The sequence below is a fragment of the Comamonas piscis genome, from assembly GCF_014109725.1.
In the GTDB taxonomy this organism is placed as follows: domain Bacteria; phylum Pseudomonadota; class Gammaproteobacteria; order Burkholderiales; family Burkholderiaceae_C; genus Comamonas; species Comamonas piscis.
Genome location: NZ_CP058554.1, coordinates 2667871 through 2688547 on the forward strand (window position 1 = coordinate 2667871; position 20677 = coordinate 2688547).

17 protein-coding genes and 1 riboswitch are annotated in these 20677 nt (G+C 65.3%); of the genes, 8 read left to right on the forward strand and 9 right to left on the reverse strand.

The window, feature by feature from the left end:
- Window positions 1-53: 53 nt before the first annotated feature.
- The 6 genes from HS961_RS11945 to HS961_RS11970 all read right to left on the reverse strand — a co-directional run bounded on the left by HS961_RS11945 (window position 54) and on the right by HS961_RS11970 (window position 7281).
- Window positions 54-1064 carry a 2-hydroxyacid dehydrogenase gene (locus HS961_RS11945; protein ID WP_238347581.1) on the reverse strand — a complete coding sequence of 337 codons (1011 nt, stop codon included), beginning with the start codon at window positions 1062-1064 and terminating at the stop codon, window positions 54-56.
- Window positions 1061-2737 (reverse strand): dipeptide ABC transporter ATP-binding protein, encoded by a 1677-nt coding sequence (locus tag HS961_RS11950; protein WP_182328243.1) that lies wholly within the window; start codon window positions 2735-2737, stop codon window positions 1061-1063. The genes HS961_RS11945 and HS961_RS11950 overlap by 4 nt, the downstream gene beginning before the upstream one ends.
- A 26-nt stretch (window positions 2738-2763) precedes the next feature.
- Window positions 2764-3663, reverse strand: coding sequence for an ABC transporter permease (locus HS961_RS11955; RefSeq protein WP_182322220.1), 900 nt, complete (start codon window positions 3661-3663; stop codon window positions 2764-2766).
- Between the two features lie 14 nt (window positions 3664-3677).
- Window positions 3678-4652 carry an ABC transporter permease gene (locus tag HS961_RS11960; RefSeq protein ID WP_182322222.1) on the reverse strand — a complete coding sequence of 325 codons (975 nt, stop codon included), beginning with the start codon at window positions 4650-4652 and terminating at the stop codon, window positions 3678-3680.
- A gap of 130 nt (window positions 4653-4782) precedes the next feature.
- Window positions 4783-6345, reverse strand: a complete 1563-nt coding sequence (locus tag HS961_RS11965; protein WP_412101657.1) for an ABC transporter substrate-binding protein — start codon at window positions 6343-6345, stop codon at window positions 4783-4785.
- 123 nt (window positions 6346-6468) lie between these two features.
- On the reverse strand, window positions 6469-7281 hold the full coding sequence (locus HS961_RS11970) for a class II aldolase/adducin family protein (RefSeq protein ID WP_238347582.1): 813 nt from the start codon (window positions 7279-7281) through the stop codon (window positions 6469-6471).
- Window positions 7282-7655: 374 nt separating this feature from the next.
- Window positions 7656-7747, forward strand: a riboswitch (TPP riboswitch).
- A gap of 66 nt (window positions 7748-7813) precedes the next feature.
- Between HS961_RS11970 and HS961_RS11975 the strand changes: the two genes are divergently transcribed.
- The 6 genes from HS961_RS11975 to HS961_RS12000 are packed head-to-tail and all read left to right on the forward strand — an operon-like array spanning window position 7814 to window position 13784.
- The gene (locus HS961_RS11975) at window positions 7814-8896 is read left to right on the forward strand and encodes a long-chain fatty acid--CoA ligase (RefSeq protein ID WP_182322226.1); all 1083 of its coding nucleotides are present in this window, start codon (window positions 7814-7816) and stop codon (window positions 8894-8896) included.
- Window positions 8893-10383 carry an acyl-CoA reductase gene (locus HS961_RS11980; RefSeq protein WP_182322228.1) on the forward strand — a complete coding sequence of 497 codons (1491 nt, stop codon included), beginning with the start codon at window positions 8893-8895 and terminating at the stop codon, window positions 10381-10383. Before HS961_RS11975 ends, HS961_RS11980 begins: the two co-directional genes overlap by 4 nt.
- Window positions 10384-10393: 10 nt before the next feature.
- The gene (locus HS961_RS11985; RefSeq protein WP_182322230.1) at window positions 10394-11140 is read left to right on the forward strand and encodes an ABC transporter ATP-binding protein; all 747 of its coding nucleotides are present in this window, start codon (window positions 10394-10396) and stop codon (window positions 11138-11140) included.
- A complete protein-coding gene (locus HS961_RS11990; protein WP_182322232.1) occupies window positions 11137-11922 on the forward strand; it encodes an ABC transporter permease in 786 nt (261 codons plus the stop codon). Before HS961_RS11985 ends, HS961_RS11990 begins: the two co-directional genes overlap by 4 nt.
- A gap of 37 nt (window positions 11923-11959) precedes the next feature.
- Window positions 11960-12997, forward strand: coding sequence for an ABC transporter substrate-binding protein (locus HS961_RS11995; RefSeq protein ID WP_182322234.1), 1038 nt, complete (start codon window positions 11960-11962; stop codon window positions 12995-12997).
- Between the two features lies 1 nt (window position 12998).
- Window positions 12999-13784 (forward strand): SDR family oxidoreductase, encoded by a 786-nt coding sequence (locus tag HS961_RS12000; protein WP_182322236.1) that lies wholly within the window; start codon window positions 12999-13001, stop codon window positions 13782-13784.
- 33 nt (window positions 13785-13817) lie between these two features.
- Here the strand turns inward: HS961_RS12000 and HS961_RS12005 are convergent, their stop codons facing one another.
- From HS961_RS12005 to HS961_RS12015, 3 genes are read right to left on the reverse strand one after another with little or no spacing between them, the layout of a single operon-like run.
- Window positions 13818-14420, reverse strand: a complete 603-nt coding sequence (locus HS961_RS12005) for a hypothetical protein (protein WP_182322238.1) — start codon at window positions 14418-14420, stop codon at window positions 13818-13820.
- Window positions 14417-15367, reverse strand: a complete 951-nt coding sequence (locus HS961_RS12010) for a glycosyltransferase (protein WP_182322240.1) — start codon at window positions 15365-15367, stop codon at window positions 14417-14419. Before HS961_RS12010 ends, HS961_RS12005 begins: the two co-directional genes overlap by 4 nt.
- The gene (locus tag HS961_RS12015; protein ID WP_182322242.1) at window positions 15264-16322 is read right to left on the reverse strand and encodes a UDP-glucuronic acid decarboxylase family protein; all 1059 of its coding nucleotides are present in this window, start codon (window positions 16320-16322) and stop codon (window positions 15264-15266) included. Before HS961_RS12015 ends, HS961_RS12010 begins: the two co-directional genes overlap by 104 nt.
- A 215-nt stretch (window positions 16323-16537) precedes the next feature.
- Between HS961_RS12015 and HS961_RS12020 the strand changes: the two genes are divergently transcribed.
- Complete coding sequence (locus tag HS961_RS12020) at window positions 16538-19666, forward strand: hypothetical protein (protein WP_182322244.1); 3129 nt, start codon at window positions 16538-16540, stop codon at window positions 19664-19666.
- Window positions 19659-20594, forward strand: a complete 936-nt coding sequence (locus HS961_RS12025; protein ID WP_182322246.1) for a UbiA family prenyltransferase — start codon at window positions 19659-19661, stop codon at window positions 20592-20594. The genes HS961_RS12020 and HS961_RS12025 overlap by 8 nt, the downstream gene beginning before the upstream one ends.
- Window positions 20595-20677 lie beyond the last annotated feature (83 nt).

The window sequence follows — 20677 nt, forward strand, 5'->3', positions numbered from 1 at the left end:
AAATCTCCTGGGGGGCTGGGTGCTGCTTGCGATTGATCGGGATTGCGGGGGCGTCAGTAACCGCGTCCCAGGTCTACGGCCACCTCGGCGGCCTGGCCTGCACGGATGCGGCTGAAGTTATGGGCGGTCTGCCGGGCGATGACGCGCGGGTCGGTGCGGGTGGCGATGTGCGGGGTCACCAGAATGCGCTCGTCCTGCCAGAAGGGGTGCTCCGCCGGCAGCGGCTCAGCGCTGAAGGTGTCCAAGGTGGCTGCTCCAATCTGGCCCTCGGCCAGCGCGGTCAGCAAATCGGCCTCGACCAGGTGCGCGCCCCGGCCTACATTGATCAGGTGCGCGCCACGCGGCAGCTGGCGCATCAAGGCCAGGTCGAGAAAGCCCTGGGTCTCATCGGTCAGCGGCAGCAGGCACACCAAGGTGTCGCAACCACTCAAGAACTCTGCCTTCTGTGCTTGGCCGTGGAAGGTCTGTAAGCCTTCCAAGCCAGCGGGCAAGTCCTGCTTGGCTGATCGGCTCCAGCCGCGTACCTGGTAGCCCATGGCCAACAGCGCTTTGGCACAGCCTTGGCCCAGGGTGCCCAGGCCAGCGATGCCCACGCGGTGGCGGCTGGGCGCAACGATGGACTCCTCGCGCCACTGGCGCTGCGCCGCATGCGCCACATAGCGGTCCATATGCCGCTGGCGGTGGATCACCGCCCAGCTGACAAACGCTGTCATGCCGTAGCCCATGGTGCTGTCCACAATGCGGCACACGGGGGTGCTGGCAGGCAGGGCCTGGGTGTCGATATGGTCGATGCCGGCAGCAATCGATTGCACCAGCTGCAGGCCAGCGCCTTGGGTCAACTGCGAGAGTTGGGCTGCGGGTGGGTGCCAGCACACTGCCACTTCGATGTCGTCGTGCTGGCCGGCATCGAGCAGCGCCTGCAGCTCGGCACCCAGCAGCAGCCGGCTGCCGGGGAACTGGGCCTGGTAGGCGGGCAGCAAAAAGTCCATCGCAATGCTCTTGCTCAAAAACGCAATGCTGCGGGGCGCGGCGGCCTGGGCATCGGAGCTGGGCATGGCGGTCATGCGCGGCTCCGCGCTGGTGCGTTATCCGCTTCAGTCTCGTCGCGGCGGTGCTCCAGCGAGGGGATGGCGTCAATCAAGGTTTGCGTATAGGCGTGCTGCGGGTTGCCCAGTACCTGGGCGGTGGGGCCGTATTCCACAATCCGGCCCCGCTGCATGACGGCCAGGTGGTCGCACATCTGGCCGGCCACGCGCAGGTCATGGGTGATGAAGACCATGCTGAGCTGAAAGCGCTCGCGTACCTCGGCAAACAGCTTGAGCACCTGGGCCTGCACGGACACATCGAGGGCAGACACGGGTTCGTCGGCCACCAGCAGCGAAGGCTCCATCGCCAGCGCGCGGGCAATGCCAATGCGCTGGCGCTGGCCGCCAGAGAACTCATGCGGGTAGCGCTCGGCCGCCTCTGGGCCCAGGCCCACCAGCTCCAGCAGCTCCATCGTGCGGCGCATGGCCTCGGCCTTGGGGACACCCTGGGCAATGGGGCCGCTGGCAATGGCCGAGCCAATTTTGTGGCGCGGGTTGAGCGATGCATAGGGGTCTTGGAAGACCATCTGGATCTTGCCCTTGGCCTGCCGGCGCAGCGCGGCGCCGGAGCTCAGACGCTGGCCGTTGAACAGGATCTCGCCGCTGTCAAACGGTGCCAGGCCCACAATGCAGCGGCCGAGCGACGACTTGCCCGAGCCAGACTCTCCAACGACGCCTAGTGTCTGGGCGCGGCCCAGGTCAAAGCTGATGCGCTCGGCGGCCACCACCTCACGCGCGGGCCGCAAAAATCCGCCGCCAGTGCGGTAGACCTTGCACAGGTCTTTGACCTGCAGCACCGGCTGCGCGGTGCTGGCCTGGGTCTCGCGCACATTGCCATGCGGAATGGCGGCCAGCAGCTTCTTGGTATAGGCGTGCTGGGGGTTGCGCAGCACCTGGCCGGCCGGGCCGGCTTCCACCACCACACCGGTTTGCATCACCACCACATGGTCGGCAATCTCGGCCACCACGCCAAAGTCGTGGGTGATAAACAGCATGGCCATGCCGCGCTTTTTCTGCAGCGCGCGCATCAGTTGCAGGATCTGTGCCTGCGTGGTCACATCCAGCGCGGTGGTGGGCTCGTCGGCGATCAGCAGGCTGGGCTCCAGCAGCATCGCGATGGCGATCATCACGCGCTGGCGCTGGCCGCCCGAGAGGCGGAACGGGTAGGCGTCAACCATGCGCTCGGGCTCGGGCAGGCCCACATCGGTCAGCGCGGCGATGATGCGGCGGCGCTTGTCGGCAGCGGGCAGCTGCAAGTGGGCATCCAGTGCCTCGGCCATCTGGTCGCCAATGCGCATCACCGGGTTCAGCGCCGTCATCGGCTCCTGGAAGACCATGGCCATGCGGCTGCCACGCAGCTCGCGCAGCTGGTCTTCGCTCAGGCTCAGCAGGTCTTTCCCGTCAAACAGGATCTCGCCAGCGAGCGGCTCCACCTTGGGGCGGGGCAGCAGGCCCATGATGGCGTTGGCGATCATCGACTTGCCCGAGCCCGATTCGCCAACCACGCAGAGGGTTTGGCCGGGGAGGATCTGCAGGTTGGCCTGGGTGACCGCCAAGGCGCGGTCGGCGCCTAGGGGCAGGCGGATGTCCAGACCGCGCACGGTCAGCACTGGCTCGGGGGCGGCGGGTGCGGCGGGGGTTTGGGCAAGCATATGCAGGGCTTCGTGTGAATAGGCGTTCATTTCGTCTTCCCGTCCTGGCGGGCATTGAGACCGTCGTTCAACCCTTCGCCGACCAGGTTGAAGGCCAGCACGGTCAGCAAGATGGCGACGCCGGGGAACACGGCCATCCACCACGCCTGGCGCAGCACGGTGCGGGCCGAGCCAATCATGTAGCCCCAGCTCATCAGGTTGGGATCACCCAGGCCCATAAAGCTCAGGCTCGATTCGAGCAGGATGGCGGTGGCCACCATCAAGGAGGCCATCACCACGATGGACGAAGCGGCATTGGGCAGGATCTGCGCCAGGATGATGCGCGGCGTGCTTTGGCCGGCCAGCTGGGCAGCGGCAACAAAGTCACGCTGGCGCAGGGTCAGGAACTCGCCGCGCACCAGGCGCGCTACTGGCGGCCAGGACACCAGCGCAATGGCAACGATGATGGAGTTGACCGAGGGCTCAAAAATGGCTACCAGCACCAGGGCCAGTGCAAAGCTGGGCACGGACTGGAACATTTCGGTAAAGCGCATCAGGGTGGCATCGACCCAGCCACCAAAGTAGCCCGAGATGGCGCCAATGCCCACGCCAATCAGCAGCGACACCAGGGTGGAGATCACCGCGATCAGCAGCGAGATGCGGGCGCCCAGCACCAGGCCCGAGAGAATGTCGCGGCCCATGGTGTCGGTGCCCATCGCAAAACCGGCGCGCTCCATCGGTGCCAAAAACGGCTGCTCCACCATGTCCCAGGGGTTGTGCGCAGCCAGCAGCGGGCCAAAGCAGACCACGAGCGCCACGACCAGCAAGATGGCCAGGCCCAGCAGGGCGCCACGGTTGCGGCAAAAACGGCTCCAAAAGGTCGAACGGTGCTTGTTCTTGGCGGAGGGCGTTGCGGCCGCCAGGGCCGGCTCAGAGAGTGCAGTCATAGCGAGGCTCCGTTTCAGCCCAGCTCGATCCGGGGATCGACCAGGGTGTAGACAAAATCAGTGATCAGGTTGAACAGCACCGCCACGGCGGCTGCGACCAGGAAGCAGCCCAGCAGCAGGTTGTAGTCGCGCTGCAGCAGGGCATCAAACATCAGGCGGCCAATGCCGGGCCAGGCAAACACGGTCTCGGTCAGCACCGCGCCGCCAATCAGGCCGCCGGCCTGGATGCCCGCCAGGGTGACGATGGGCAGCAGGGCATTGCGTAGAATGTGCTGGCGCTGGATGCGGCCCATGCGCACGCCCTTGGCGCGGGCGGTTTTGACAAAGTCCATCTGCGCGACTTCGAGCATTGAGGCCCGGGTCATGCGGGCATAGACCGCCATATAGAAGAGCGCCAGGGTGAGCGAGGGCAGCACCAGATGCTGGGCAATGTCCCAGGCACGGGCAAAGCCGGTGGCATCGCTGCCGACGGTGAAATAGCCAAAACCGGGCAGCCAGCTCAGCTGCACCGAGAACACCAGCACCGCCATCATCGCCAGCCAGTACAGCGGCGTGGCATAGAACACCAGCGCCACAAAGGTGATGGCGCTGTCCACCCATTTGCCGACATGGCGGCTGGCCGTTGCGCCCAAGGCCACGCCAAAGATCAGCGACATCACAAAGGCGCTGCCGGTGAGCAGCAGGGTAGCGGGCAGACGCTCTGCAATCAACTCCAGCACCGGGCGCTGCTGGCGATACGAGAAGCCCAGGTCCAGCTGCGTGATGTGGCCCAGGTAGTTGGCCAGCTGGGTGGTGACGGGTTTGTCCAGGCCAAACTGCTCGCGCAGCTGGGCGACAAACTGCGGGTCGGATGCCCCCGCTTCACCCGCTATCACCGCGACCGGGTCGCCGGGCGCTGCGCGGATCAGCATGAAATTGACGGTAGCTATGCACATGAGCACCAGCAGACCCTGGAGCACCCGGACGGACATGTAGCGGAGGCGGTTCATAGCGGGGAGACCTTGGAGCGAGACAAAAGCGCTGCCATCCCGCACGTGCCAGTGGGGGCTGGCAGCGTGCGGAACTCAGCAAAGAAGAAAACCATGCTGCGGCGCTGGGCCGCAGCGAGTAGCGACCGCTTTAGCCTATCGAGGCACGGCTCAGGCTGTCGTTCAAACCCACGCCGGAGCTGATCGGGTTCTTGATCTTGGTCCGGTAGAGCGTGGGGAAATTAATCTCATGCAACCAGGCCACGGGCACCTCTTCGGTCAGGATCTTCTGCACCTCGGCATAGGCCTTGGCGCGGTCGGCATCGGTCAGCGCCTTGGCGCCGGCATCAAACAGCGCATCCACCTTGGGGTTGACATAGCCTTCGATGTTGTTGAACGGCGAGCCCTTGGCAATTGTGTGGCTGGTGTAGGTACGGGCGACGCCCAGGGCAGGATCGGGGTACTGGTAGACATAGATGATGGCCATGTCGAAATCCCATTCGGCGGTGCGCTGGTTCCAGCCGGCCACATCGGTGCCGGTGGTCTCCACCTTGATGCCGGCCTGGATCAGGTTCTGGCGGATCATCTCGGCCAGGCGCTGCCAGGATTCGCCATAGGGCAGCGGCAGCAGTTTGACGGTTTCGCCCTTGTAGCCGGCTTCCTTCAGCAAGGCCTTGGCCTTGTTCAGATCACGCGGGTACTTGGTGACATCGTCAGAGGCGAACTTCACATGCTGGTTGAAGGGGCCGGCCGCTGTCTTGGCAAAGCCCTGCCAGGCGACCTTGACCATGGCTTCGCGGTCCATCGCATACATGACGGCCTGGCGGAACTTGGGGTTGTCAAAGGGCGCCTTGCGGTTGTTGAGCACCAGCCAGGAGTGAGGCGAGTAGAACTCCCAGCCCTTGGTGGTGACGGCAGCTCCAGGCAGCTTGGCCAGGCGCGCCACATCAAAGAACTCGACCGCGCCGCCGGGCACCACATCGACCTTGCCCGATTCAAACGCCGCAGCGCGCGAGGCCGCATCCGGGATGATGTGGAAGTAGAGGTTCTCCACCATGGGCTCGCCCTTGGTGTGATAAAGCTCATTGGCCACCAGCTGGATGTAGGAGCCGCGCACCCATTCCTTGTACTTGAAGGGTCCGGTGCCAATCGGCTTGGCATTGGCCGGGTTGGTGGCGAAGTCGGTGTTTTCGTAGATGTGCTTGGGGATCATCGGCATCGAGCCGGTGTCAAACAGGCTGATGAAAGGGCCAAACGGGTACTTGAGCTTGAACTCCACCGTGTTGGCATCGATGGCGCGCACGCTCTCCAGCGGCTCCAGCGATGCGCGCAGGCGCGCATGGGTCTTGCGCAAAAACTTGTCGACCGAGAACACCACGTCATCGGCAGAGAAGGGCTTGCCGTCATGCCACTTGACGCCGGACTTGAGCTTGAAGGTGTAGGTCAGGCCGTCATCGGAGCGGGTCCAGGCCGTAGCCAGCAGGCCATGGGGTTCCAGCTTCTCGTCGTAGCGCAGCAGGCCTTCGTAGATATAGCCGGAGACCAGCTGGGTAGGGCCGTTTTGCACAATGCCCAGCATCAGGCCCGAGGGCTCGGGCTGCACCATCACATTGATCGTTCCCTTGGTCTGCTGCGCCAAGGCCGCCATGGGCACGCCCGCAATGCTGAGGCCGGCTCCCGCCAGGCTGTAGGAGATGAGTTCACGCCGATTGATCATGGTTGCTTCCTGTCTTGGTATCGAGGGGTGCCTGGGCCGGGCGGGCTTGCGGCGGTGGGGCCGCAAAGGCGGCGGCATGCAAGGGTCGGGGGGTCTTCAGTTGCGGGTCAGTCGCGCTGGTCAGTCGCGGTAATGGCTGCGGCCCGGGGGCTGCAAAAAGCCCAGTAGGCCCTGCCATTCGCGTTCATGCGGATCGGCACGCTTGGGCTGGCCGGGCATCACATCGGTGTCGCCGCTTTCGTACTGACGGGCGGTCAGCTCGCAGACTTCGGGCGGCACGGGGTTGATGGCCTGGCCGCTCGATTGGATAGCCAGCTGCACGCGGCAGGCGCGGTCCAGGTTGAGCATGAGGATGAAGGCCTCGGCCACGCTGTTGCCCAGGGTGAGCAAGCCGTGGTTGCGCAGCACCATGGCCTTGGCCGTGCTGCCCAGGTCGGCGACCAGGCGTTCGCGCTCATGCAGATCCAGCGCAATGCCTTCAAAGGTGTGGTACGCCACGCGGTTGTAGAACTGCAGTGCCCATTGGTTGCTGGGCTGCAGGCCGCATTGCAGTGACGACACGGCCACGCCGGCTTCGGTGTGCGAATGCACCACGCAGGCCGCATCATGCCGGGCGGCATGTACGGCGCTGTGGATCACAAAGCCGGCCGGGTTCACCTGGTAGGGCGTGTCCTCAACGATGCAGCCTTCGGCATCGATCTTGACCAGCGAGCTGGCCGTGATGTCCTTGAACAAGGTGCCAAAGGGGTTGATGAGGAACTGGTCATTGCGGCCCGGCACCCGCGCCGAGATGTGCGTGTAGATGCTGTCGTCCATCCCGAAATGGGCCATCAGGCGGTAGGCGGCGGCCAGGTCTTCGCGAACCTGCTGTTCGCTCTCGGTGTGCGCATTCTTGTAGCCGGATTGGACTTCGGCATCAGCCATTGCAAGCATTTTTGTCCTCGTTAATAGGTGTCGTCTAGCGACAGTCGTCTGTCGACAGGGCATAAGTTAACAGACTGAATCGCCCATGAAAAGGGTTTGGGACTAGGTGATTTCCAGCATGCGCGCTTTGATCTGTCTCAGAAAATTTGCAAAGCACCACAATGGGTTACGTGGCTATCGCGTTGCCTGGATATGGTGCAGGAATCCGCAAAAAATGCCTTGGCTTGGTGCATGCGCGACTGCACAAGCGGCGCTGTGCACCATCGCGGTGGCATGGGTGTTTTCCCTGGTTTGGGGGTTTTGGTGCTGCTGAAATTGACCGTGGCCCAGACCTTGGCTTGGCGGTTGGCGCGCGACTAGCCAAGCTCTGCTCGGTTAAGATGGCGCCTGCTCCGGGGTGCACGCCAGTGCTGAGATCTACACCCGAGAACTTGAACCGGGTCATTCCGGCGGAAGAAGAGCCAACTCCCTGCCATGGGGCGCCTTGCGCGCATGGGGGGGAGCCTTCGGAGCATGACATCACCGCTCTCGAAGGAATTCCATGGACAAGGCCGATACGCTGGTCGCAGACCTGCTTGCATTCATCGCAATGGATGGCTGCACCGATGACCAGTTTGACCAGCTTGCGCTGCGTCTTTTTGCCTACCAATACGCATCCAATACACCGTTCCGCAGCTTTTGCCAGCGCCGTGGTGCCAGCCCGCGCACGGTCAAGACCTGGAGCGATATCCCCGCCGTGCCCATCGATGCCTTCAAGGCGCTGGAGCTGCGCAGCGAGCCGTCATCGCCGACCGAACGTGTCTTTATGACCAGCGGCACCACCGGCCGCGCCGCACGGGGCCGGCATTTTCATCCCGCCTTGCAGGTGTATGACCTGTCGATGCAGCAGCACTTCGCCACCCGCTTTATGCAGGGCACGGCGCGCATGCCCATGGGCATCCTGTTCCCCGATGAAGTGACCATGCCCAACTCCTCGCTGGCGCATTACCTGGCGCTCGCCAAGTCGGCGTTTGGTACGCCGGAGAGCCGCTATTTTCTGGGGCCGGAGGGCCTGGACATGGACGGGCTCTGCGCCGTGCTGGAAGCGGCCGAGCGCACAGGCCAGCCCTATGCGCTGCTGGGCGCCAGCTTCAGCCTCGTGCATGTGATGGATGCGCTGCGCGCCCAGGGCCGCCGCTTTCAGCTGCCAGCGGGCAGCCGCATTTTGGACACCGGTGGCTACAAGGGCCAGTCGCGCGAGCTGCCGTTGGCCGACTTTTATGCCGGCCTGACCGAGCTGCTGGGCGTGCCGCCCGAGCTCTGCATCAACATGTATGGCATGACCGAGCTGAGCACCCAGTTCTACGACAACGGCAATGCCAGCTTGCCCTCCGTCAAATCCGGGCCGCACTGGATTCGCTCACGCCTGGTCGAGCCCGTCAGCGGCCGCAGTGTGGCGCCGGGTGAGCGCGGCATTCTGGTGCACTGCGATCTGGCCAACTACAACGCGGTCAGCACTATCCTGACCGAAGACGTGGGCCTCTGGGCCGATGGCGGCTTTTTGCTGCTGGGCCGGGCCGAAGGAGCCGCAGCCAAAGGCTGCTCCTTGGCCGTCGATGAGTTTGTGCAAGCGGCGCGCGCATGATCCCGCAAACCGCTGAACGCATGCGCGCCGGCTACTTGCCGGGCTTGGATGCCAACCAGCTGCGCTGGCAGGTGCTGGTGTTTGAGCGTGCGGGTAAGCGGCTGGAGGTTGAGGTGCCCCTGCTTAGCGGCGCGCAGATGCAGGCGCTGACCGAGCGGGTGCGTGCGGCTGCGCAGCGCCAGTTGCAAAGCATGCCTTTGGCCGAGATAGTTGGCGCTATTGACCGCGCCATTGCCCGCCTGCTAGACCCTGCCGACCCCTATCGCCGCCAGATCGATGCCTGTCTGCCCCCTGTCTGCGGTTATGACGCGGCGATGGTGCGCCTGGGACTGAACGGGCTGTTCAAGACTTTCAGGGCGCCCCAGCTATGGCGCTTTATTGGCGAGGATTTTGCCAATCCCGCTGTGCTCGATGGCTTTGTGCCTGCCATCAAAGGCGGGGCCGTGCGCGCCTATGGCCCGGGCCTGCTGCTGCACAGCTGGGCCGGCAATGTGCCGGCGCTGTCGCTGTGGAGTCTGGTTTGCGGCCTGCTCGTCAAAGCGCCCAGCGTGGGCAAGCTGGCCAGTGCCGAGCCGCTGTTTGCCGGCTGGTTTGCGCGCTTGCTGGCGGAAGTGCATCCACCACTGGCCGACTGCCTGGCCGTGGTCTGGTGGCCCGGCGGCGCCCAGACGGGCGACAGCGCCGAAGGCGCGCAAGTGCTCTACGCCGAGGCCGATACCGTGATGGCCTATGGCAGCAACCAGACCCTGGCCGCGCTGCGTCAGCAGCTGCCGGTGACGACACGATTTTTGCCCCATGGCCACAAGCTGGGTTTTGGCATGGTGGGTAGGGCGGCACTGGATGCCGTCAAAGCCCCAGCCAACGCGCGGCTGGCGGCCTGGGATGTCATGCGCTACGACCAGCAAGGCTGCTATTCGCCCCATGTGTTTTATGTAGAGCGGGGCGCTACCGTTTCGCCACGCGCCTTTGCCGCATACCTGGCCGCCGAGCTGGCCAACCTGCAGCAGCGCTTTGCGCGCCGGCCGCTGGACCTGGAAGAGGGCGCCGGCCTGGCCCGCTGGCAGCAGTCGCTGGAGTGGCGTGCACCGGCAGACGATGGCGCCGCCCCGCAGCTAATTGGCCCGGCCGATGCGCCCTGGAGCGTGGCCTATAGCGACAGCCTGGAGCCGCTGGCGCCCACCGCCCTGTACCGCAGCATTGTCGTGGTGGGGGTAGACAACCTGGACGGCGTTGTGCCCTTGGTGGCAGCCCAGCGCGACTACCTGCAGACCGCCGGCCTGGCCGTGGGCCCCGAGGATTTGTACCGTTTGGCAGGCCTGCTGGGCGCCGCCGGCGTCACCCGCATCAGCGCGTTGGGCGCCATGGGCGTGCCCGAGGCCGGCTGGCACCACGATGGGCGCTTTAGCCTGCTCGATCTCGTGCGGATGACCGAGATCGATGCCGCTGCCGAGGCCGCCGCCCAGCCGCTGGCGCGCTATGCAGACTGAGGGCGGCGCAATGGCATGGATTGATATCGAGCGCCTCAGCTTTGCCTACCCGGGCCAGGCTCCGGTCGTGGATGGCGTGAGCTGGCAGATGGCGCAAGGCGCCTTCCACTGCCTGCTGGGCCGCAGCGGTTGCGGCAAGACCAGCTTGCTCCAGCTCGTCGCTGGTCTGCTGCAGCCGCAGGCGGGCCGCATTGTGCGCGCAGGCGGTGCGCTGGCAGCGCCCGGTCCGCAGCTTGGCGTGATGTTCCAGTCGCCCACTTTGTTGGACTGGTTGACGGTGCTGGACAACGTGCTGCTGCCGCTGTCGCTGCAGCGCAAACCCACGGCGCAGGACCGTAACGCCGCCGAGCAGCTGCTGGCCCAGCTGGGGCTGGCGGCGCTGCTCCACCAGCAACCCGGCCAGCTATCCGGCGGCCAGCAAAGCCGGGTGGCGCTAGCGCGGGCCTTGATTCGCGAGCCGGCCTTGCTGTTGCTCGACGAGCCCTTTGCATCACTCGATGCCATCACCCGCGCCGAGTTGCAAGACGAGCTGCTGCGCAGCTGCCGCGCGCGGGGCACTACCGTGCTCTTTGTCACCCATGACATCAACGAAGCCGTGTACCTGGGGGATAGGGTGGCGCTGATGCATGGCGGGCGCCTCGTCGCTGATATGGCCATTGATCTGCCGATGCCCCGCACCCAGGCCATGCGCCATGGCGCGGCCTTCAACGCCTATGCAGCCCAAGTGCGCGCCGCGATGGACGGGGCCAGCGCATGAACCCGATTCTTCTAGCCCGGCTTTGGGCCGCTGCGCTGCTGGTGCTGTTGCTGGCCGTGTGGGAAGGCGCTGGGCGCTTGGGCGGCATCTCTGCCTTGGTGCTGCCGGTGCCGTCCGCCATCCTGCAGGCCTTGTGGACGGGGCTCGCGTCCGGCTACTTTTGGCCGCACTTATTGGCCACCGTGCAGGCGGTGCTGCTGGGCCTGGCGGCCGGTGCCTCTTTTGGCCTGTTGGCAGGGATGGCCTTGGCCGAGTCGGTCTTGCTGGAGCGCGTGCTCAAGCCCTATGTCGTCGTTAGCCAGGTGGTGCCCAAGCTGGCGCTGGCGCCGCTGTTTGTGCTGTGGTTTGGCTTTGGCATGCTGCCGACGGTGCTGATCACCGCCTTGGTCTGCTTTTTCCCGCTGATGGAAAACACCTTGACGGGCCTGCGCCAGGTCGATGCGCAGCGCTTGCAGCTGTTCCGCATGCTGGGGGCCAGCCGCCTGCAGACGTTAGTGCGGCTCAAGCTGCCTACAGGCTTGCCGGCCATTCTGGCGGGCCTGCGTGTGGCCGTGGTGCTGGCGCTGGTGGGCGCTGTTGTGGCGGAGTTTATGGGCGCCAGCCAAGGGCTGGGCGCGGTGGTGATCGCCTCCCAGGGAATGATGGACACCACCCTGATGTTTGCCGCGCTGCTGCTGATTGCAGCGCTGGGCTTGCTGCTCTACCAAGCCTGCCTTCTGCTGGAGCGCTGGTTGATGCGCGGCCATACGATGGCGGCCAACCCGGCAGGCCCACGCCGTTGATTTTGATATTTGCTCGATTGCTTTTTAAGGACCGCTGATGTCTGCACCTTTTTTGACCTATCCCGTATCGCGCCGCCGCTGGCTGGGCGCCTCTGCCGGCCTCTTGGGCCTGGGCCTGGCGGGCACGGGCATCACAGCGGGCGCTGCTACTCCCGTCAGCGGCAAGATCCGCCTGGCGGGCTGGAGCAAACCGATCAGCGAAATCACCAACATCCTGGCTGAGCCGGACAAGGGCTTTTTCAAGGCCCAGGGGGTAGATTTGACCTACCTGCCCGGTGCCGGTGGTGGTGACGCGATCCGCAATATCCTGAGCGGGCAGGGCGATGTGGCCTTTACCGACCCGGGCTCGTTCTTTATGGCGCTGGACAAGGGCGAGAAGCTGGTCGCCATCTACGACATCTACCCGCAAAACGTGTTCAATGTCGTGTCGCTGCGCTCCAGCGGCATCCGCACACCGGCGGATCTGAAGGGCAAGACGATTGGCGTCTACAGCCTCGCCAGCGGCACGCGCCAGAACCTGCTGGTGATGCTGCACCAGGCGGGGCTCAAGGAATCGGATGTGCGCATTGTGGTGACGGGCCTTTTGAACTTTGCGCCGCTGATGCAAGGCCAGGTTGATGCGACCGCCGCCACCGACACCGGCCTGGCCGTGGGCCTGCGCAAAGGCATGGGCGACGTGCAGGTGATGCCCGTGCGCGACTACCTGAATATGTCCAGCGACATGTTTGTGGTGCGCCGGCAAGTGCTGGAGCAGCAGCCGGCATTGCTGCAGGCCTTTTTGCGTGGCTACCGCGACAGCGCAGCATGGATGATCGCCCAGCCCGAAGAGGCCGCCACCCTGGCCACCAAACGCGCGATTGATGGCACCCAGCGCGATATCAACCTCGATGTGATTGCGCTGCGCAATGCATCGGCCCAGCCCACCCTGCGGGTGCAGGGCAAGGTCGCGCCGCTGGGCAGCTTTGACCTGAACGCGCTGCAAAAGGGCGCCGACGCCTACCATGCACTGGGCATGGTGCAGCAGCCCATCAAAGTAGCCGATGTGGTGGACAGCCGCTGGCTGCCAGGGGCCTGAGATGGTAGAGAGCAGTGCTTTGAATTTGCGCGGCAAGGTGGTGCTGGTAACAGGCGCCAGCCGGGGCATTGGCGCGGCCATCGCCCAGGCCTTTGCGCGAGAGGGCGCCACCGTGGCGGTGAACTACCTGGCCAACGAAGCCGCAGCGGCCCAGACCGTCGCCGCCTGCCAGGCCGCCGGCGGCAATGCCTGGGCTGTGCAGGCCGATGTGGGCAACCCGGCCGCGGTGGACGCGATGGCCCAGGCCATTGCGCAAGAGGCCGGTCCCATCGATGTCGTCGTGAACAACGCCTTGCGCCCCTATGCCTTTGACCCCGAGCGCCGCCAGCCGCTGGATGCACTGGCCTGGAGCGACTACCAGGCGCAGTTCGATGCCGCCGTCGGCGGCGCCTTCCATGTCTGCCGCGCCGTGCTGCCGCAGATGCGCCAGCGCGCCCGGGGCAGCATTGTCAATATCAGCAGCAATCTGGTGGAGCACCCTGTTGTCGCCTACCACGACTACAGCACCGCCAAGGCCTCGCTGGTGGGCTTTAGCCGCAACCTCGCCAGCGAGCTGGGCCCCTTTGGCATACGCGTCAACTGCGTTGCGCCGGGCCTCGTCTACCCCACCCAGGGCAGCGCGCAAACCCGCGAATCCTTCCGCGAATCGCTGATGGCCGCCACCCCGCTGCGCCGCCTGGCCAGCCCTGAGGATGTCGCCGGGCCAGTGCTGTTCCTGGCATCGGACCTGAGCCGGTTCATGACGGGGCAGGTGCTGCTGGTGGATGGGGGCTTGGTGATGCGCTGATGGGCCAAGGGCAGCCCAGGGCGCGCAAGCCGCTCAATGGCAGCGGTAGTCGGGCGCGGCCTGGCTGTGGGCAAAAGGGTCAACCAGATCGGCCGAGTAGCGGTCGCCGATCAGGCGCTGGTGGGGCAGGCCATAGTGGCGGAACCACCGGCTGAACTGTGCCAGGCCCTCGCCCCGGGGCGTCAACAGCACGCAGCCTTGGTCATCGATGCGGATGGTACCCGATACCAGCTGCTCGGTGAGCCGGATGTCGATCAGGCGGTGCTCGCGCATGTACTCGTCCTTGAAGACCTGGTCCATCTTGCTGCGTGCGATGCCGCCACCACGCTGCTGCAGTTTCTCCAGAATGTAGAACGACAGCGAGCGGTCAATCACCGTGGGCACGCTCAGCGCCAGCGCGTAGCCCGTCAGCGCGCAGACCAGCAGATGCTGGCATTTCTCCAAGCTGCTGAAGGCCTGCCAGGCTGACAGGCAGCACAGCAGCAGTGCCTGCAGCGCCAGCGCAAGCGCTGCAGCGGCCAAGGCAGCGTAGAGCACCACATCAACCGCGAACAGCCGGATGTAGAGCAGGTAGCTGAGGGCCGCCAGCACAGGGTAGGCCAGCCAGGACAGCAGCGCGAACCGCAGCTTTTTCATTCAGGCCTCCGCTGCCCTGCGGCCGGTGCTGGCACATCGATGGTTGCGGCGACCATGGCCATGTCGGGCTGGGGGTAGCTGCTTGCCAGCTTCCAGGCCAGCAGTCCATACAGCAGCACGCACAGCAAGGCCAGCGCCGAGCAGCCCCAGAAGCCGAACAGCGCCATGCCTGAGCCACTCTGCCCGGTGCTGAGCCAGGCCAGTACGGCCGCCAATCCTGCCAGCAGCAGCGCCGCATGGCGCAGGCGCTGCAGCACGCGGGTCTTGAACACCCGGATGGCGCGCAGCCCATGGCCCACCAGCGCAGACAGGTTCATCTTGGAGACACCGGCATAGCGCTGGGCCCGGTCCACGGTGTGGCGGCCCAGGCGCAGATCGCTGGCCAGCAGGCTGGCGGCCATATGCACCGGCAAGCTGGGGCGGGCGGCAAGCGCTTGCGCGCCGGATGCAGAAAGCACCATGAAGTTGCCAAAATCCAGCACCCGCCCAGTGCTGAGGCGAAAGAGCAGCTGGTAGGCGCGGTAGCAGGCGACAAAGGTCCAGCGCTCACGGCGCCTGCCTCGGGCCGCGACGACGGCATCGATGGCGCCGGCAGACTGGCTGAGCTGGGCCAGCAGGCCGGGAATGGCCTCGGGCGCATCTTCGCCATCCGAATCCATCAGCACCAGTTGCTGCTGGGGCTGCAGGTGGGGGGCCAGGTACTGCAGGCCCAGGGCCAGCGCCTGCTGGTGGCCGGCATTGCGGCGCAAGCGCAGAATGCGCCCCGGCAGACCCGCATCAGCGAGCGCGCTCGCCGTCAGCGGCTGCTGGGGCGAGCAGTCATCGACGAAGAGCACAAAGCAGTCAGGCCCGAGCTGCGCCCGCAGCGCTTGCAGCAAAAGCTGGCAGGCCCGAGTGTCCTCGTAGTAGGGCATCAGCACCAGGGTCTTGGCGGTTGGCAGTAGCAAGGGCGGCAGTGCGTTGCAGCTGGGCATGGGTATGGGAGAGTCCATTGTCTAGCGTGACCTGGGGAGCCCAGCCCAGCAGCTGCCAGGCCTGGGAAATATCGGGCTTGCGCTGCCGAGGATCGTCCGGCTGGCCAGGGCGAAACACCGGGGCTGCAGCGCTGCCCGTCAGTGCGGCAATCTTTCTGGCCAGGCTGAGCACATCGATCTCTTCGGGGTTGCCCAGGTTCAGCGGGCCGGTGATGGCGGCGTCGCTGATCATCATGCGCATCAGGCCCTCGACCATGTCGCTCACATAGCAAAAGCTGCGGGTCTGCTGGCCATCACCATGGATGGGCATGCCGCTGCCTTGCTGTGCATGCGCAAAAAAACTGCTGATGACCCGGCCATCGCCGGGCAGCATGCGCGGCCCGTAGGTGTTGAAGATGCGCACGATCTTGATGGACAAGCCGTGCTGGCGCTGGTAGTCGGCAAACAGGGTTTCCGCGCAGCGCTTGCCCTCGTCATAGCAGGCGCGCGGGCCAATGGGGTTCACATTGCCTAGGTAGCTCTCGGGCTGCGGGTGTACCAGCGGGTCGCCATAGACCTCACTGGTAGACGCCTGCAGCACCCTGGCGCCGCAGCGCAAGGCCAGATCGAGCACCTGCATGGCGCCCAGCACATTGGTCTTGAGGGTCTGCACCGGGTTGCGCTGGTAGAGCTGCGGGGAGGCAATGCTGGCCAGGTTGTAGACCTGGTCGACTTGCAGCAGCCCAATGGGGTCCACCACATCCTGCTGCAGCAGACTGAACGCGGGGTGGCCGAGCAGGGCGGCGATATTGCCCAGTGAGCCGCTGGAGAAATTGTCCAGGCAGACGACTTGGTGGCCTTCGGCCAGCAAGCGTTCGCAGAGGTGGGAGCCCAAAAAACCCGCACCTCCGGTGACCAGAATGCGCTTGGGGGAAGTCGTGGTTGTCATAGGGCTCTGCGCAGCGGTTGGATTAGAGAATAAATTCGATCAATTGGTAAATAAATTACTAATCTGAATAATCACAATGGCTTGGATCGGATTGTGCCGTATCAAGCTATCTTTCGTTGCTATTTACACATCGCAGTGGGCGCACACTGCCCGCCAAACGTAGAATTATGCTTGCAAAAAGTAACGTGTAGCAGCATTTAAAAAGATCGCCATGTATGCGTTTTCACTCGGTTCGCAGGCTATGGGAGAAGGCGCTGACAGCGCTGGCGCAGATACCCGTGCTGGGCCAGCGCCCCCGGCCCCGCGGTGTGAGGCATCTCGCGGCCTGTCTGCTGCTGGGCCTGGTCTGCTTTGCGGTCTACAACGCGAATATGCGCTCAATAGGCGCGGGCGACAACTATCCGGCGCGCTACCTGCCGCTGTCGCTGTGGAAAAACGCCAGCCTGAGCCTGGACCCTGTTGCTGACCTGGTGGCGCAAGGGCACAGGCTGCCCAGCAAGCCGGGCGAGATTGGCGAAGCTGGCTGGGTGGTGCGCGGCACGGACGGACGCCTGGTCTCGCTCTACCCCATCGTCACCCCCTTGCTGGTAGCGCCCCTGTACCTGCCCGCCGCGCTGTATCTGTCGCACTGGGACTGGGCCCCTGCGCATGTGGATTCGGTGGCCCGCATCATGGAAAAGCTCGTGGCGGCGCTCGTCGCCTCGGCATCGGTGATGCTGATGTACCTCTTGCTGCTGCGCCAATGCAGTGAGCGCATGGCACTGGGGCTGGCGCTGGCCTATGCCTTTGGCACCAGCACCTGGGTGATCAGCAGCCAGGCGCTGTGGATGCACGGCGTGGCCCAGCTGCTGGTGACCTGCGCGCTGTGGATCGCCACCAGTGAGCGCTGCACCCCCAGGCGGGCCTGGGCCTATGGCTTGGTATGCGGTCTGATTGCCTGCAACCGCCAGCCCGACACCTGGCTGGCGCTGGGCTTTGCCGCCTATGCGTTGGTCTGGGCGCGGGGGCATTACCGGCTGTTTCTGGCCGGCGCCTTGCCACCGGCGCTGCTGACCCTGGCCTACAACCTGTGGTGGGTGGGCTCGTACATGGGCGGCTACTACGTCTTTGTGCTGAACCACAGCACCGATGCCTCCTGGCTCGGCCTGCCGGAAGGGGTGGCTGCCTTGCTGTTCAGCCCCGTCTATGGGCTGTTGGTGTTCTCGCCCTTCTTGCTGCTGCTGCCGCTGCGTGGCTCCGCCATCTGGCGCCAGAGCCGCTGGCGCTTGCTGGCCATGGTCCTGGTGGTGGCCGTAGTGCTGCAGATCCTGTTCTATGCCGCTGCGCACTGGATCCAGGGCATCAGCTGGGGCAGCCGTTTTTTGACCGACATGCTGCCCATCCTGGTCTGGTTGCTCCCGCCCGCGTTGTTGGGGCTGTCTGCATGGGGCAGGGGGGCTTTCACGCTGGCGGTGCTGGCGGCGGTGGTCGCCGAAGCCATTGGGGCCTTTGGCTACACCGGGCAGGCCCATGCGGCCTATATCGAGCGCCAGGGCGCCACCACGGTGGCCGAGCGTTTTGCGGCCCAGAAGCGTGCGGCCTGGCAGTTGGAGAACTCGCCACTCCTCAGCCGCCCGAAGTGGCTGCATGACCTGGGCTGGCTGCTGCACGGCGGGGTGGAACGGGTCAGTCTCAGCAATGACGACCAGGTGGTGGTGGAGGGCTGGGCGCTGGCCGGGGGCCGTACCCCCTATGACTTGCACCTGCTTGTCGATGGCCAGCCATGGCCCGCCGCCACGGCCCAGTTTGCGCCGCGCAGGGGGCAAGGGGCAGGCCAGGCACCAGCGAGTGGCTGGGCGCTGACCTTTCCGCGTGGCAACCTGGCCGTGGGCGAGCATGCGTTCAGCGCCCTGGTGCGGGCCAGTGCCGATACGCAGCCTCGGTTGCTGCCCGCCACAACGCTCCGGGTGGCCGCAACACCGCAGGCCTCAGCCAGCTTGCAGGGAGCGCATGGCTCGATCGACACGGCCCAGGTCACCGCAGGCGATGCCGTCGAGGTGGCAGGCTGGGCTTTGGTCGATGGGCAGACCCCCGCTCAGGTCGCGGTAGTGCTGGACAGCGGCCAGATGCTGGCCAGCAGCACGGCGTTCTTTACGCGCCCGGATGTTGTGCAGTCGCTGGGCATCGCGAATGCAGCGGGCTGGCGCCTGCGTTTTCCGGTGGGGACTTTGGCGGCCGGCAAGCACCGGCTGCGGGCGCTGGTGACGCCGCTGTCGGGCGCGCCTGCCTACCTGGCGGCCAGCGCCGAGTTTGAAGTGACTCGGCCGTCACCCGCCGTGCCCGCCAAGGGCAGCCCGCTGTCTGACGCGGTGCGCTACGCAGTCCAGATGTTGGACTACCGGCAGCAGGAAGGCGGCTACTGGCTGACCGAGCACACCCAGGCAGCAGTCTTTACCCAGCCCGCGCCTGAGCTGAATGTCTTTGCCAATGCGCAGATCGTCGACATCCTGGCGCCCGTGGCGGCGGCCGCCGCCGTGCAGCCGATGCTGGCGCGCACACGCCAATTTCTGCAGCAGCAGATTGAAAGCACTGGCCTGGTGCGCTACCACGGCAACCCCGCGCTGCCGACCCACGGCAGCCTGAGCTGCAAGATCACACCGGATGCCGATGACACGGCCCTGGTCTGGCGCTTGGCGCCTTTGGACGATGCCGCGCTGAGGGACAAGGCGTTGGCGACGCTGCAGCAGTTCCGCGACAGCGATGGCCTCTACCGGACCTGGTTGGCCCGGCGCGAAGACTACGAGTGCATTGACCCGGGCAAGGACGCCAATCCGGTTGATATCGGCATCCAGATCAATGTGTTGCGATGGCTGTACGAGGCGCGGCCGCCCGCCGCCCAGGCCTTGTGCCAGGCACTGCAGCAGCGGGAAGGAGACGCCAGCCTGTGGGTCTACTACCAACGGGCACCGGCGGTGGTGCGCTGGTCGCGGGATGGCTTGCAGCGTGCCGGTTGCCCGCTGTCATTGCCTGAGGCATCGCTGAAGACTTCGGTGCCCGGCCAGCAGCGCTGGCTGGATCTGATCGACCGCATCCAGCGCCTGGGCACATTGCAGCGCCCTGCGCCAGCGGAGCGTGCCGCCGATGTGCAACTGCTGGCGGGTCTGGCAGCCGACGGCTTTGCGGCACTGCGGCAGCAGCCGCTGCTCTTCTACCACAACGATTTGACTGCCACGGTCAGCCGTTATTACTGGTCGCAAGAGATGGCCTATGCGCTGTGGCTGCGGCTTTATTACCAGCATCTGGGGCAGTCGCAAGGCGACGCGCCGCCATCTGGCCAACAAGACCCAGGAGGGCGCCATGGCTGAGGCCCGCCAGTCCAGCGCTGGCGCCCGCCAGCTCCTCCGGCCGCAATGGCTGCGTCTGTTGGCCAGCATTCGTCTGGGCGAGGTGCTGGTTCTGCAAGGCACGCCGCTGATGGGCGCCATCCTCGCGTTGGGCACCCTGGCGTCATGGCATGGGTGGGCCATTGGCTGGCAAGGCCTATGGCTGGTGACCGCCAACCTGCTGTTTGTGGCCCATGTGTTTGTCGCCAACGACTGGGCCGGTATCGACGCGGATCTGCGCGACCCCCAGCGCCAGGGCCATACCTTTGTGAACCAGGGTGTGGGGCGGCGACTGTTTGGTTGGCTGGGCGTGGGCCTGTTTGTGGGGGCCATGTTGGCGCTGCTGCCGTTGGGGGACCAGGCGCTGCTGCTGGGGCTGGCGCTTTGCGCCGTCAGCGCGCTTTACTCGCTGCCTCCCTGGCAGCTCAAGGGCCGGCCGCTGTGGAACTCGCTGATGCATTTGCTGGGTGGCAGTTTGCACTTTCTGCTGGGCTGGGTGGCATTTGCGCCCATCCATGGCTCCAGTATTGCGATCAGCGTGTTTTTTGGCCTGGTGTTTGCAGCCGGCCACCTGGTGCATGAGGCCCGGGGCGTGGAGGGTGACCGTCTCAATGGCATCCAGACCAATGCCGTTCGCTTTGGCGCCAAGCGCTGTTTTGCAGCCGCCTTTGTGCTGTTCAGCGCTGCCTACCTGCTGCTCGCCATCCTGTGCCTGCGCCAACTGCTGCCCACCGCGCTGCTGCTGGCGGTCTGCCTCTACCCCTTGCATGTCTGGGCGACCTGGCAGGCCTACCGGCAGCAGTTGAGTTTCGCCAGCTTGCTGCGTCTGCAAACCTGCTACCGGGCGATGTATGCGCTGACGGGGCTGTTGATGCTGATGGCGGTGTTATTTGAAAGGGCCATAGGATGATTCAGCGACACGGCGTTGGCATCGGCGCTGGGCGGACTGTATGTATCTGCCACATCGGCATCATGGCTCTCCAAAATTGGCCG

Coding starts and splice junctions, on each gene's coding strand:
- HS961_RS11985 (WP_182322230.1), top strand. CDS start 10,394: ATGGCATGGATTGATATCGAGCGCCTCAGCTTTGCCTACCCGGGCCAG.
- HS961_RS11960 (WP_182322222.1), bottom strand. CDS start 4,652: ATGAACCGCCTCCGCTACATGTCCGTCCGGGTGCTCCAGGGTCTGCTG.
- HS961_RS11970 (WP_238347582.1), bottom strand. CDS start 7,281: ATGCTTGCAATGGCTGATGCCGAAGTCCAATCCGGCTACAAGAATGCG.
- HS961_RS12005 (WP_182322238.1), bottom strand. CDS start 14,420: ATGAAAAAGCTGCGGTTCGCGCTGCTGTCCTGGCTGGCCTACCCTGTG.
- HS961_RS11990 (WP_182322232.1), top strand. CDS start 11,137: ATGAACCCGATTCTTCTAGCCCGGCTTTGGGCCGCTGCGCTGCTGGTG.
- HS961_RS11995 (WP_182322234.1), top strand. CDS start 11,960: ATGTCTGCACCTTTTTTGACCTATCCCGTATCGCGCCGCCGCTGGCTG.
- HS961_RS11955 (WP_182322220.1), bottom strand. CDS start 3,663: ATGACTGCACTCTCTGAGCCGGCCCTGGCGGCCGCAACGCCCTCCGCC.
- HS961_RS11950 (WP_182328243.1), bottom strand. CDS start 2,737: ATGCTTGCCCAAACCCCCGCCGCACCCGCCGCCCCCGAGCCAGTGCTG.
- HS961_RS11945 (WP_238347581.1), bottom strand. CDS start 1,064: ATGACCGCCATGCCCAGCTCCGATGCCCAGGCCGCCGCGCCCCGCAGC.
- HS961_RS11975 (WP_182322226.1), top strand. CDS start 7,814: ATGGACAAGGCCGATACGCTGGTCGCAGACCTGCTTGCATTCATCGCA.
- HS961_RS12015 (WP_182322242.1), bottom strand. CDS start 16,322: ATGACAACCACGACTTCCCCCAAGCGCATTCTGGTCACCGGAGGTGCG.
- HS961_RS12020 (WP_182322244.1), top strand. CDS start 16,538: ATGCGTTTTCACTCGGTTCGCAGGCTATGGGAGAAGGCGCTGACAGCG.
- HS961_RS11980 (WP_182322228.1), top strand. CDS start 8,893: ATGATCCCGCAAACCGCTGAACGCATGCGCGCCGGCTACTTGCCGGGC.
- HS961_RS12025 (WP_182322246.1), top strand. CDS start 19,659: ATGGCTGAGGCCCGCCAGTCCAGCGCTGGCGCCCGCCAGCTCCTCCGG.
- HS961_RS12000 (WP_182322236.1), top strand. CDS start 12,999: ATGGTAGAGAGCAGTGCTTTGAATTTGCGCGGCAAGGTGGTGCTGGTA.